The following is a 12,698-nucleotide window of genomic DNA, read 5'->3' as shown; positions in this document are numbered from 1 at the left end:
CACCTCGCGGGAAGAGCGGAATTGGGTCCGACAAGCGCGGAAAGAACCTGTCCGACGCCTCGGGACAATACGCGTCAGGCGGTCGGGGGGCAAGGCTCAAGGCCGACCTTTCCCGGTTCGCCGGGGGCCGGAGCGCGCGGAGGAGGCTATTTCGACGGCGGGGGATTGAGTTGTCCGGCGCGTTGCTCAAGCCTGTTGGTGGTCAATTCCGAGGCGGCCATCTTGGCGTAGAGGGAATCGCCCAGCGAATCGCGCATGTTTTCCAGGGTCTTGCGCCAATTTTCCTGGTCGCCCAAGGCTCCGTAGAGCTTGGCCATGCGGAAGCTGTTGGCGGCCCCTTCGGGGCTGTCCTTGGGCACGGTCTTGGCGTATTCCTGGCACAGCTGGAGAGCCTCCTGAAAGCGGGCTCCGGCCTGCATGGCCTCGATGACCAGCAGCAGGGCGTCTTTGGCCTTGCCAGGGTCCTTGGCGGCCTCTTCGAAGAGGGTGCGGGCCTCCTGGCCCCATTCGGCGGCCTTTTCGTTGTCTCCCCGGTCCATGGCGGTGCGGGCCTGATAGTACATGGCGTAGGCCCGCTTGGCCGGATCGAGCTGCGGGTCCATGGCCAGGCGTCCCCAGAGCAGACGGCTTTTGGCGAAATCGCCGGTGTTCTCCAGGGCCATGGCCTGGGCGAATTGCAAGACCCGGCGCGGGTTCTCGGCCAGCTTCCAGCCGGATACCTTGCGCAGGGTGTCGAGAATGGCCTTCCAGTCCTGGTTCTCCCGGTAGATGGTGAGCACCAGGGCCAGGGCCTTCTGGGCGTCTTCGCTGGGTCCCTGGTCGAGAAAGGGCAAGGCGCGGTCCAGGGCTTCGCGGGGATGTCCCGTGTAGTACCGGGACAGGGCCAGGGCCAGCTTGTCCCGGCTGGGCAGCAGGTTCGGGTTCCTGGCCAGAAACGGATACTTGTCCCAGAGATCGACCACGTGCTTGTAGTTGCTGTCGTCCATGAGGGTGGGCAGCATCTTGAGAAAGGCCTGTCCGCCCACTTCCACGGCCTGCTTTTCCAGCTCGTCACCCGGGTATTGGGTGGTGAATTGCTGCACCCTGTCCAGGGTTTCAGGATATTCCTGCTTGTAGAGCCGCCACATGGCCAGCTTGAGCAGCGCCAGCGGCGCGATGGAGCTCTTGGGGTAGTCGCGCACCAGCATTTCGTAAATCTGGTCGGGGCGCACGTCCTGGGGGGAGGCGAAGGTCTTGAACATCTCCTGCGTGGTCGGAGAGTCGTGCACGCCCTGTTCGGCCAGGCGCATGAGCGACATGAGCGCGCCTTCGGAACCGGGATAGCGCTTGATGGCCATCTCGTAGAATTGGCGGGCCACGGCGCGCTTGTCCAGCCGGGCGTAGACGTCGCCCAGGCGGGCCAGCACGATGTCCATGGTCTCGTCGCCGGGCACCAGGTTCATGAACCAGAGATACTGGTCCTTGGCCTTTTCGTAGTCGCCCAGCTTGTAGGCCACATCCGCGGTCACCCGGCGCAGGGAGGGGTTTTCCACGTAGTAGTGCGGCCAGCGCTTGTCCACGTAGTCGAGCACCTTGGACGCCTCCTGGTACTGCTTGAGGTCGAGCAGGGTGGTCGCCAGGCCCAGGGCCGAGTCCTTGGCGTATTTGCTCTCCGGCGCGTTTTGCAACACGCTTCGGAAGGACTGGGCGGCCTTGGTGAGGTTTTCGCGCTGATCGCCCAACTTGGACTGGCCCAGATAGTATTGTCCCCAATAGACGTCGATGAGCGGGACGTTTTCGTCCAGGGGGTATTTGTTCTTGAGCAGGCTGAAATAGGCCTTGGCTTCGGGCAGGTTGCCCATGCGCAGGTTGAGATAGCCCAGGTTTATGAGCGCCCGGGGAATGTTGCGCGAGGTCGTGTTGTAGTTGAGGGCCTCCTGGTAGGCGTTGTCAATGAGTTCGTAGAAGTCCGTGATGTGTTCGCGGTGCTTGGTGAAAAGCATATCCGCCAGGTCGTAGAGGGCGCTTTCGTGCAGGAAGGGACTCACGGCCTGGTTGGCCAGGATGGTGCGGAAAATTCCTTCGGCCTTGTCGAAGTCGCCGCGCGCCAAGGATTGTTCGCCCTCGATGAGAAAGGCCCGGTCGTCCAGGGTGTCCGAAGCGGCCGGCTCCTGCCCGGGACCGGGCAGGGTGAAAGCCTCGGGCCGGGGTTGGGTGGGCTTTTTGGCTGGCGCGCCCAGGTCGATGGACGAGCCGGCTTCGGGCGAAGCGGCTTGCGGCGCCGGCGTCTGGCCCGAGTCGGAGAGGGGCGCGCCTCCGGCGTTGTCGGCTGCCGGACCTGGCTGGGGCTGGTTCGACGCGCCGCCATCGCCGGGCTGCTTGCCCTGGGCCTGCTGCGCCTCCGGCTTTGTGGCGGGAGGCGGCGCATCCGTCGTCAGTTTGACGGCCCCGTGCACACCGGAGTCGCGCGGCTTGGCGGGTTTGGCCGCGTCCTGCTTCGGTTGCCCCTGCTTTACGCCGGGTTGTTCCGGCGCGGGAGACGATGTTCCCTGTCCCTGGGGCGCCGGTGTTGCCTGCGGCTGGGCTTGTCCCGCGGGACCCGCCGGGCCGGGCGTTCCCTGGGGAGGTTCCCCGCTGGCGACCTTCCCTTTGATCACGGGCGCGGCCGGGGGCTTGGCCTGGGGGCGCCCGCCCTGGTCCGGCGCGGATTGAACGGCCGGCCGCCCGGAATCGGCAGGGGGTTGGACTTGGCCGGCGGCCGGAGCCCGGGGCGTTTCGGCGGGCGCGGTCTGGGGGACGCCGGCGGCGGCGGGGGCGCCTTGTCCGGCCCGGGGCGTCTGGGCGGCCGGGGCCTGGCCGGACGCGGACGGGGGAGAAGGAGCCCGCTCGGCCGTGGTCTGTCCGGCCTGGGGCGTCTGGGTCGGTCCCGTGGGCGGCTGCCCCGCTCCCGGAGGAGGGGTGAGCGCGATCTTGCCCGAAACCACCGGCCCGGCCTGGGGCCTGGTCGTGTCGGGTCCCGGGGCCTGGGGCTGAGCCGTGGGCTGAGCCTGGGCCTGGGGCGGAGTTGGGGAGGCGGCTTGTTTTTGCGCCTGCGCCGATGGGGACGCCTGGGGGCGGGATGGCGTCGCGGCTGCGGTCCCGTCCGGGGCTTGGTTCGCGGGCGCGGCCTGGGGCCGGGCGCCGGTCGGGGGCGCGGCCTGATCGTTCGACCGTTGCGGAACTTGCGGCTGAGCCTGACGCAGGCGTTGGGCCAGCGGGCCCGGTCCGCCCGTGGCTTGAGTTGCCCCCCGGGGCGTATTGGCGGCCCCTTGGGCCAGCAGCTTCTGGGCCGGACCGGAGACCGTCTCGGCCGTCTGGTCCTGCGCGGGGGAGGGCGCGGTGGGACCGGGGGGCGTGGAGGTCGCCGACTCGGCCGACGCTGGCCCCGTTTGCGCGGGCGCGGCGGAAAAGTCGACCCGTTGACGCACCACGCGCGCACCGGGCTGTCCGGTCGGCGTCTGGTTCCCGGGGGTTTGGGGCGTCTGGCCCGCCGCGGCCGGTCCCGCCTTGGCTCCTGCCAGCTCCTGGGGGCCGGGTTGCGCGCTTGCGGACTGGTCCGTGGGCTTGGCCGCATTCGCGCCGGGTGTCCGGGCCTGGTCGGGGGGGGCCTGGTTCGTCTCCGGCCGCCTGGGCGTCCGGGCCTGGCCGGCCTTGGCCGGGGGCGCGGTCGGTCCCTCGGGGGACCAGCGCGCCCCCGCGGGATCGTAAAAAACCTGGAGCCGCAAGGCGTTGTCCCCCTGGGGGCTGGCGATGAAGCCGAAGGCCTCCTGGGCGACCTGGACCGCCAGAACGTTGTCGGCCACGCCCAGACCCAGCACATGCCGTCCCCGCCCCGGATTGGCCGGCACGGGAGCCAGTTTGGTCCCGGCGGGAAAGAGCATTTCCACCTGGCGGGGGCCGGTGCGCAGGGTGGCCGGGGAGGGCGCTTTGCCGGGAAAGGTCAGGGTGAGCACGTCCGCCGAGGGCTCGGCCGTGAGGGCATACGTCTGCGCCCGGACCGACAGGCCGGGAAGCAGCAGCATGCACAGGCAGAGGAGCCAAGCGGTCTTGGCCATGGGGCGCGCCTTCACGCCGCCTTGCAATGCAAGGAGCGTGCTTGAACCCTGCGGCTGAATCAGCCGCCGAGCATGTTTTTCTTTTTGAGCTTTTCGATGAGCGTGGTGCGCTTGATGCCCAGGATTTCGGCGGCCTGGTTCTTCACCCCTTCGGCCTGGCTCAGGGCTTCGGCGAGCAGGCGCTCCTCGATTTCGTCAAGGAACTCCTTGAGCCCCATTCCTTTGTCCTTGAGGTCCGCCACGCGGGGCCAGACGAATCCCGCGGCGGCGACGCAGGGCGTGGGGGCGGGAGCGGCCCGGCCCACGTCGTCCCAGATTTTCTTGGGCAGGTCTTCGGGGCGAACGGTGTCCTGGTCGCAGAGGATGGAGACGCGCTCCATGAAGTTTTCCAGCTCGCGCACGTTGCCGGGCCAACTGTAGCGCAGGAACATGTCCCTGGCCTCGGGCGAGAGGCAGAGCGTCTTGCGTTCCTTGAGCTTGCAGAAGCGTTCGAGAAAGACCTTGGCCAGGAGCAGGATATCCTCGCCGCGATCGCGCAGCGGAGGCAGATGCAGGGGAATGACGTTCAGGCGGTAGAAGAGATCTTCGCGAAAGCGCCCGGCGGCCACTTCGGAGTCCAGGTCCCGGTTGGTGGCGGCCACGATGCGCACGTCGACCTTGAAGGTCTTGCCTCCGCCCACGCGCTCGAACTCTTTTTCCTGGAGGACGCGCAGGATTTTAACCTGGAGCGACAGGTCCATCTCGCCGATTTCGTCGAGAAAGATGGTGCCCCCGTCGGCCAGTTCGAAGCGCCCGGCCCTATTGCGTATGGCGTGGGTGAACGCGCCTTTTTCGTGGCCGAACAGCTCGGATTCGAGCAGTTCCCTCGGGATGGCTCCGCAGTTGACCGGGACGAAGGGTTTTCCCGCCCGGCGGCTGTTGGCGTGCAAGGCGCGCACCAAAAGCTCCTTGCCGGTGCCGGACTCGCCCGTGACCAACACGGTGGAGTCCGTGGGAGCGACCTTGGCCAGCACCGTGAACACTTCGGTCAGGGCGGGGCTCTTGCCCACGATGTTCGATATCTGCAATTCCATGAGGCCTCCCGCTGGGATTCGCGCCGTGCGAGGACTGTGCGCGAGGCTGTCAAGGAAATGACGCGAAGTCAAGGCCGAAGGAAAATTTTCCCTTGGAAAGGCCGGATTATTGCATGGGAAGCTGATGAAGAACCGGACGCGCGGGGCGGGATCAGGCGAAGGCGTCGAGCAGGGTGCCGGTGGTTTCCTCGACGCCGCGCACCACGGCGGCGTTCACCTGGAAGCCGCGCTCGTGAATCATGAGGTTCACCATGTCGCGGGTGAAATCGGCGTTCACCGTCTGGAGGGCCGCGTCCCGGGCCTGCCGTTGGGTTTCGTCGTCGTTGGCGATTTCCGAAGGCACGGGCGGTCCGCCTTGGCCCCAGGGCACGGTGGTCTCGGTGACGGCGTCCACCCGGCCGGGACCGGACGTGATCACGGTTTCGCGCCGCTGATAGCCGGGCGTGTTCAGATTGGCGATGTTGGCCGCGTCGTTGTTCACGGCGTAGGCCATCACGCTCATGGCTTGCAGGTTGATGTCGGGTATTTCGGACATGCCGCGTCCTTTCCCACCGGGCTTTATGGAAGACTAGGCTTTTCCCGGCCGCTGTCAACGACCGGGGTTGTACACCACGCCGCCCGCCGCCCGGTAGTCCTCGAACACGCGGGAGGCTTCGTCCGCCAGCACCGCGCCGCGCGTTTGCACCCCGGCCTTGGCCAGGTAGTCCCACGAGGCGTCGAACACCGGCCCCTCGTCGAATCCCGCCCGCCTGGCCGCTGCGCCGGGCGCGCCGTACACCACCCGGCTCACCCCGGACCACAGGATCGCGCCCAGGCACATGGCGCAGGGTTCACTCGTGCTGACAAGCTCGCAACCACCTGGCCAGGCGGCCAGGGTGTGGCTGCCGATGCGTTTCTGGGCCGCGCTCAGGGCCACGATCTCGGCGTGAGCCACGCTCAATCCCGAGGTCAGGACCAGATTGGCCCCGCGCCCCAAAAGTTCTCCGTCGGCGCGGCCGAAGACCAGGGCCGCGAACGGTCCGCCTCCCCGGCGCACGCTCAGCCGGGCCAGTTCCACGGCCAGGGCCATGCGGGCTTCGTCGGTGCGGGGCCGGGGGCCGGCCGGGGCGAAGCCGGTCAGCCATTCGGGCAGGTCGATGCGGATGTCCACGGTGTGCTCCTTGGGCGCGGGGCGGTTGCCTGGACCGGCCGGGTCGGATAGAACGCCCCATGCTTTCGCGTTTGTTCCTGGCGCCGTTTCTGTTGCTGGCCGTTTTTTTCTTTTGCGTCCAACCGCTGAAAGCGCAGGTCGAGGGCCTGTACGACAACAAGGCCGCCGGCGTGTCTTTTGTGGCGCCGCCGGGCTGGAAGGTGGCCGAAACCACGTCCCGAGAGTGCCTGTTCGCCGTGGAGGCCGTCAAGGACCGCGACTGCCGTTTTCAGATCTGCATCAGTCCCCCGCGGGCGGACATGCTTCTCACCCGAAACGCCTTCGTATCCTGCGAGAATCTCAAATCCTACATCACGTCGCAGCTCAAGGGCGTCAATCCCGTCTGCCAGCGGGGCCGGGCCGGCAACCTTTATGCCTTCGACACGGTCTACGAACGCCGCATCCAGACTCCGGACGGGATACGGGTGCAGTTGGTCAACCACCTGTTCGCCCCGGCCAAGGGCCGGCTGGTGCAGGTCATGGCCTACACCCTGGGCGACACGGAGGCCGAGGCCCGCAGGCGGTATCTGGAAAACCGGCGCGCGTTGGATCGGTTGGTCAGCGGGGTGCGATTCAAGTCCCAGCCCTTCCCTTGACGAGAAAGCGTGGTTCCCCTTTCATCGGTATTCATGTTTTTTCTCCCCCTTGTCCGCGAGATGTGCTACGGAGCAATCAAAGCTAGGAATGGCAAGTGGTTTGCGTCCATGGGGCGCGGACGCTCCTCCTGGTCGCAAGGATGTCCGGTCGGGACAAACAGGGTTTGCAGGGAAAATATAAGGGTAAGCGAACATGCGTGAGGAGAAACCCGGAAACAGCATCGATATCTGTCTTCGCCTGTCGGAATTGTTGCGGACCCTGGACGCCAATTCCGAGAGCGAGGAACTTTTGCGCGGGGTCACGGGCCTGCTGCGCGAGTGGTCCGGGTGCGAGGCGGTGGGGATACGGCTCAAGGACGGACCCGACTTTCCCTATTACGAAACCAGCGGCTTTCCCGAGCGGTTTGTGCGCCTGGAAAATTCGTTGTGCGTCCGCGCAAGCGACGGAACCCTGAAGAGAGACGAACTCGGTCGTCCCGTTCTCGAGTGCATGTGCGGGAACGTTCTCCAGGGGCGTTTCGATCCGTCCCTGCCGTTTTTCACCGCGCGGGGCAGCTTCTGGAGCAACGGCACCACGGCCCTGTTGGCGGACGCGATGGCCGGGGAACTCCAGGCGGAAACACGCAACCGGTGCAACGGGGCGGGGTATGAATCCGTGGCCCTGGTGGCGTTGCGGCTCAGGGGCGAGACCTTCGGCCTGCTGCAGTTCAACGACAAGCGTCCGGACCGTTTCGATGCGGAGTCGATCGCCTTTTTCGAGTGCGTGGCCGACAACGTGGCCCTGGCGCTTTCGCGTCACAGGGCCGAACAGTGCCTCAAGCAGAGCGAATTGGGATACCGGGCCGTATTCGAGACGGACAACGCCATGAAGCTCATCATCGCCGTAAGCGACGGTGCTATTCTCGACGTCAATTCGGCGGCGGTGGATTTCTACGGGTATTCGCGCGAAGAGCTTTTGAAGATGAGCATCGGGCAGATCAACATGCTCGAACCGGTCCCTTTGCGCGCGGCCCTGAACCGGGCTTTCCGGCTCGAAGAAAAGGTCTTCCAGTTCAAGCACCGCCTGGCCAACGGCGAAATGCGCGATGTGGAAAGCCATGTCTGTCCGCTCAGGCACAAGGGGATCGACGCCCTGTTTTCCATCGTGCACGACATCTCGGACCGGGAACGCGCCCGGACCGAGCGGGAAAGGCACCTGGAGGAGTTGGCCAGGCAGCAGGCTTTTCTCGAACGCCTGATCGACAACAGCCCCATGGTGGTGGCCGTGGTGGAAGGGCCGGACAACCACTACGTGCTGGCCAACCCCGCCCTGACAAAGCTCGTGGGAAAGCCGGGCCGGTCTCTCCTCGGCGTCCCCCTGGGCGGACATTTCCCGGAGGCCAGGGATGCCGTCAACGGCACTTTGCAAGAGGTTCGCCGTATGGGGCAGACCCGCTACGCCCGGGAGCTGTTCATTCCGCTTGGCGGCCGGCAAACTTGGTGGGACGCGGCTTTCGTCCCCCTGGCCGGGCCGGACGGAACGGTCGACCAGGTGCTGGTGCTGGCCAGCGACGTCACGGTGCGCAAGCGTTCCGAAGAATCCTTGCGTCAAAGCCAGGAACGCTTCCGTCGCGCCGTGGAGCACGCCCCCTTTCCCGAGGCCATCATCGACGAGGACGGCAACGTGCTCACCGTCAACGACGCCTGGTGCGACCTGACGGGCTACGACCGGGAGCAACTGACCACGGTTTCGCGGTGGATGGAACTCGCTTACGGGGAACGCAAGGCGAGCATTTTCAAGGGGGTCAAGCGTCTCTTTTCCTGTGACGGCCGCCGCGACGAGGGCGAGTTCACGATCACTTGCAAGGACGGCGCCAAGCGCATCTGGGATTTCAGCTCGGCTCCGCTGGGGCAGATCGAGGGCAAGCGGGTCATCATCAGCATGGCGGTGGACGTCACCGAACGCAAGCGGGTCGAGCGGGACCTGGTGACCGCCAAGGAGGCGGCCGAGTCCTCCGACCAGGCCAAGAGCGAATTTCTGGCCAACATGAGCCACGAGATCAGAACCCCGCTCAACGGCATACTGGGCATGCTGCAACTGCTCCGGGAGGCCGACGACGAAGAGGAACGCCGCGAATACGAAGAGATGGCCTACAGTTCGGGCCAGCGGCTTCTGGGGCTCCTGAGCGACATCCTGAGTTTTTCGTCCATGGAGGCGGGGCCGGGCAACCTGCGGTCGCAGCGTCTCGATCTGGCGGCGGTCATGGAGTCGGTGGAAAGTCTTTTCCGCCTCACCTGCCGCCAAAAGGGCCTGACTTTCACCATGCGTCTGGCCCCGGGCGTGCCCACGGACATCCTGGGAGACGACGCCCGCATTCGCCAGGTGCTTTTCAATCTGGTGGGCAACGCGGTGAAGTTCACCCCGCAGGGTTTCGTGAGCCTGGACATATGGACCGGTCCCGGCCCGTCGGACGACATGATCCGGCTCTACTTCATGGTGGAAGACTCGGGCGTGGGCATCTCCGAGTCCATGTTGAGCAGGATCTTCGACCGCTTCACCCAGGCCAGCGCCTCCTACAGCCGCGATTACCAGGGCGCGGGGCTGGGATTGGCCATCGTGAAGCGGATCGTCGTCTTGATGGAGGGGTCCATTTCCGTTGACAGCGAGGAAGGCGTGGGATCGCGATTCGTCCTGTGCCTGCCGCTCAAGCGTCTGTCCCGGGCGGACCGAGCCGCGTCGGGCAACGGCAACGGCCAGGGCAACGGCCATCCCGCCTCCCAGGGGCTGCACATTCTCGTGGCCGAGGACGATCCCATCAACAATTTGGCCCTGACTCGTCTTCTCGAACGCATGGGGAACACGGTGCAGGGCGTTGAGGACGGCGCCCAAGCCCTGGCCGCCCTGGGCTCCGAGACGTACGAGTGCCTGTTTTTGGATATCCAAATGCCGGAAGTGGGCGGGTTGGACGTGGTCAAGGCCTTGCGCAACGATCCCCGTTATGCGGACAACGCCGCTATGCACATCATCGCCATGACCGCCTACGCCATGCGCGGCGATCGTGAAATCTTTTTGCGCAGCGGGTTCGACGACTATATCGCCAAGCCCGCCATGCTCGAAGACATCAAGTCCGCGCTGGACCGGGCCAGGAAGCGTTTGGCCGTCAGCAAGGGCTGAGCGCGCTCGCGCGGGGCCGGAGCGGACTTGCCGGATGGGAAGATCGGTGCGAAACGTGGCCCATGGAACGTCGAAACAAAGAGTCGCTTGAAGAGCGCGTGGCCCGCGTGCTCAAGGACCCCGTCTTTCTGACGGCATACGATCCCGTCTGGCCGGCGCGCTTTCAGGAATGCAAGAGCCGGCTCCTGCGCTGGCTGCCTCCCGGCTTGGTCCTGCGCGTGGAGCATTACGGCAGCACCTCCGTGCCGGGACTGGCGGCCAAACCGGTTATCGACATGCTCGTGGAAGTCGCTTCCGCCGAAGAGGCCTGGAGAGTGGCCGAGCCCATCCTTACGGCCAGGGGGTGCGACGGATTCTGGCGCAGCGAACTCGGCGACGACAAGCCGCCCTTTTATGCCTGGTTCATCGGGCGGGACGCGGCCGGAGTCCGGGTGTGCCATATCCACATGGTGCCCGGGCAGAGCCGGCTGTGGGAAGGGCTGGTCTTTCGGGACATCCTGCGCGCGAACCCGGCCACGGCCCAGGCCTATGAACAGCTCAAGCGCGCCCTGGCCCGCGATTTCCCTCACGACCGCGAGTCCTACACCCACGGCAAGACCGCTTTCGTTCGCGGTGTGCTCGATGCTTCGGGCGCAGGGGTCGGGGGGGAGGGAAACTAGGCGCCTTCGGTCGCGCGCCAGGAAATCCGCGCGAACCCGAACCGGCCCGCGCGGATGTTTCGACGCGCTTCAGGCGAGAAGCGCGGCCTTGAACGACTCTTCCAGGGTGGGGTGGGGAAAGATCAGCTCCGCAGCTTCTTTCGCGGTCCACCGTTGGCTCACCATGACCGTGGCCAAGGCGGCCAGTTGGGCCACGCCGTGCCCCACCGCGGTGACTCCGACCAGCTTGCCCTCGCGCCATACGCACTTGACCAGCCCGGCGGTGGCCGCGTGGGCCTGGGCGATGGGATTGGCCACCAGTTGGGCGCGGGTCACGGTCACGTCCCTATCCTGGGCCTTGGCGTCGGCTTCCAACAGTCCCACCCGCATGGTCTCGGGCGAGCCGTACATGCAGGCCGCAATGGGGCCCGGCTTGTAGCCCCGGCGTTCGTCGCCCAGAAAATGGCGCACGGCGTAGCGGGCCTGGTCCTCGGCCGCGTGGGCCAGCAGGGTGCGGCCGTTGACGTCGCCGATGGCGTAAATGGTGGGGGTGGCCATCAGGTGCTTGTCGGTGCACACCCAGCCCGGCCCGTAGTGCTCGGCCCCCAGGATTTCCAGCATGAGGTTCAAGGCGTTGGAATGGCGGCCCATGGCCAGGAGGGCCTTTTCCGCCACCACTTCGGAGCCGTCCTCCATGTGCAGGTGGGCGCGGCCGTCGTCACTGGACAGACCCGCGATCTTCACGCCGGTGTGGATGGCCCATCCCTGGCGCTTGGCGACTTGGGCCAGAACCTTGGAGACCTCTTCGTCCTCAGTGGGAGCGATGCGCTCCTTGGCTTCGAGCAGGGTGATCTTGGACCCCAGTCTGGAAAAAAATTGGGCCATTTCCAGTCCGATGGCCCCGCATCCCACCACGGCCAGGCTTTCCGGCGCCGTCTTGAGACTCAGGATGTCGCCCGAGTTGAGAAAAACCGAGTGGTCGGCCTTGAGTCCGGGATAGGCTGCGGGACGGCTGCCCGTGGCCAGCATGCACTTGTCGAATTTCAGGGTCTTGGGCTCGTCGTTTTGGGTATACACCACCTGGGAGGCGCCCATCATCTTGAGTTCGCCGCGCACCAACTCCACTCCGGCCTTTTCCAACTCCTGGGCCAGGACCTTTCGGGTGGCCTCCAGATGGCGGGCCTTGCGGTCCACCAGGGCCGGCAGGTCCACCAACACCTGCCCCGAGGCGATCTTCATCTTTTTCTGGCCTTCCAGCTCGGCCGTGGCCGCCACCGCGCCCAGAAAGAACTTCGTGGGAATGCAGCCCCAGTTCAAACAGGTTCCGCCCAGGTGTTCCTTTTCCATGAGCGCGGTTTTCACGCCGCGCCGGGCCGCCTCCAGGGCCGCCTCGTAGCCGGCCGGGCCTCCGCCGATGATGAGCAGGTCGGTTGTCATGCGCTGTCCGTATGTTTGGTTGCGTTCGCCGGTCGGACCGGCTTCCCGGGTGTTGGGGTCGACAAGGGCATATTTGTCGAACCGATGGAAAAACCGGGGAAACGGATCGTCCTGAAGGCCAGGTCCCGGTTTTCGAACGGCCGGCGCTACAGGTCGTTTTCCCGGCGCAGCATCTCCTCGATCTCCCGCGCCGTGGAGGCGGTTTCGTCGTATACCATAAGAATGGCGTTGCTGTCGCCGATAAGGCTCGTGTGAATATAGTTCGCCGCCGTATCCGGCATGGCCTGCTCGTCAAAGCTCACGCCCACGGAAACGAGTATCTCCTGGCCGAGCATGCCGGGGCAGTCCAGCACGCTGACCAGGCTCAGGTACACTCCTGGGCCTTTGGCCATGCCTTTCGCGTCAAAGACCTCCACCACCGGTTCGGCGTCTTCCGTGTACACTCTGGCCTGAAAGTCCTTCACTGTTTCACTCCTGAAACCTTGCGCCGCTTGGGCGTCCGGGAAAAAAAGCGCCCGCGTCCGGGGGCGACGCGGGC

9 protein-coding genes are annotated in these 12,698 nt (G+C 65.9%); 3 read left to right on the top strand and 6 right to left on the bottom strand.

What is annotated here, in order from left to right; genetic code table 11:
• Window positions 1–146: 146 nt before the first annotated feature.
• The 4 genes from ACYQ01_RS05735 to ACYQ01_RS05720 form a co-directional block, all read right to left on the bottom strand.
• Window positions 147–4,073 carry a tetratricopeptide repeat protein gene (locus tag ACYQ01_RS05735; protein WP_459932867.1) on the bottom strand — a complete coding sequence of 1,309 codons (3,927 nt, stop codon included), beginning with the start codon at window positions 4,071–4,073 and terminating at the stop codon, window positions 147–149.
• Window positions 4,074–4,132: 59 nt separating this feature from the next.
• The gene (locus tag ACYQ01_RS05730) at window positions 4,133–5,146 is read right to left on the bottom strand and encodes a sigma-54 interaction domain-containing protein (RefSeq protein WP_459932866.1); all 1,014 of its coding nucleotides are present in this window, start codon (window positions 5,144–5,146) and stop codon (window positions 4,133–4,135) included.
• A 151-nt stretch (window positions 5,147–5,297) separates the two neighbouring features.
• Window positions 5,298–5,681, bottom strand: coding sequence for a hypothetical protein (locus ACYQ01_RS05725; RefSeq protein ID WP_459932865.1), 384 nt, complete (start codon window positions 5,679–5,681; stop codon window positions 5,298–5,300).
• 54 nt (window positions 5,682–5,735) lie between these two features.
• Window positions 5,736–6,296: a nucleoside deaminase gene (locus ACYQ01_RS05720; RefSeq protein ID WP_459932864.1), complete on the bottom strand. Its 561-nt coding sequence runs from the start codon at window positions 6,294–6,296 to the stop codon at window positions 5,736–5,738.
• A gap of 59 nt (window positions 6,297–6,355) precedes the next feature.
• On the opposite strand from ACYQ01_RS05720, the gene ACYQ01_RS05715 reads away from it, so the two are divergent.
• The 3 genes from ACYQ01_RS05715 (at window position 6,356) to ACYQ01_RS05705 (ending at window position 10,744) form a co-directional block, all read left to right on the top strand.
• Entirely contained in the window at window positions 6,356–6,931 is a 576-nt protein-coding gene (locus ACYQ01_RS05715; RefSeq protein WP_459932863.1) for a hypothetical protein, read from the top strand.
• A gap of 193 nt (window positions 6,932–7,124) precedes the next feature.
• A complete protein-coding gene (locus ACYQ01_RS05710) occupies window positions 7,125–10,085 on the top strand; it encodes a PAS domain S-box protein (RefSeq protein ID WP_459932862.1) in 2,961 nt (986 codons plus the stop codon).
• Window positions 10,086–10,147: 62 nt separating this feature from the next.
• Entirely contained in the window at window positions 10,148–10,744 is a 597-nt protein-coding gene (locus ACYQ01_RS05705) for a GrpB family protein (protein ID WP_459932861.1), read from the top strand.
• 69 nt (window positions 10,745–10,813) lie between these two features.
• Here ACYQ01_RS05705 and ACYQ01_RS05700 read toward each other — a convergent pair whose 3' ends face one another.
• Window positions 10,814–12,160: a dihydrolipoyl dehydrogenase family protein gene (locus ACYQ01_RS05700; protein ID WP_459932860.1), complete on the bottom strand. Its 1,347-nt coding sequence runs from the start codon at window positions 12,158–12,160 to the stop codon at window positions 10,814–10,816.
• 146 nt (window positions 12,161–12,306) lie between these two features.
• The gene (locus ACYQ01_RS05695; RefSeq protein WP_459932859.1) at window positions 12,307–12,624 is read right to left on the bottom strand and encodes a hypothetical protein; all 318 of its coding nucleotides are present in this window, start codon (window positions 12,622–12,624) and stop codon (window positions 12,307–12,309) included.
• Between the last annotated feature and the right edge of the window lie 74 nt (window positions 12,625–12,698).

The organism is Fundidesulfovibrio butyratiphilus (genome assembly GCF_054657235.1).
The sequence above is the reverse complement of the archived record's forward strand: the minus strand, read 5'-3'. Positions and strand labels throughout refer to the sequence as shown.

Excerpts from the sequence above, each read along its gene's own strand:
- ACYQ01_RS05735 (WP_459932867.1), bottom strand. The coding sequence starts at position 4,073 with ATGGCCAAGACCGCTTGGCTCCTCTGCCTGTGCATGCTGCTGCTTCCC.
- ACYQ01_RS05705 (WP_459932861.1), top strand. The coding sequence starts at position 10,148 with ATGGAACGTCGAAACAAAGAGTCGCTTGAAGAGCGCGTGGCCCGCGTG.
- ACYQ01_RS05710 (WP_459932862.1), top strand. The coding sequence starts at position 7,125 with ATGCGTGAGGAGAAACCCGGAAACAGCATCGATATCTGTCTTCGCCTG.
- ACYQ01_RS05715 (WP_459932863.1), top strand. The coding sequence starts at position 6,356 with ATGCTTTCGCGTTTGTTCCTGGCGCCGTTTCTGTTGCTGGCCGTTTTT.
- ACYQ01_RS05700 (WP_459932860.1), bottom strand. The coding sequence starts at position 12,160 with ATGACAACCGACCTGCTCATCATCGGCGGAGGCCCGGCCGGCTACGAG.
- ACYQ01_RS05730 (WP_459932866.1), bottom strand. The coding sequence starts at position 5,146 with ATGGAATTGCAGATATCGAACATCGTGGGCAAGAGCCCCGCCCTGACC.
- ACYQ01_RS05725 (WP_459932865.1), bottom strand. The coding sequence starts at position 5,681 with ATGTCCGAAATACCCGACATCAACCTGCAAGCCATGAGCGTGATGGCC.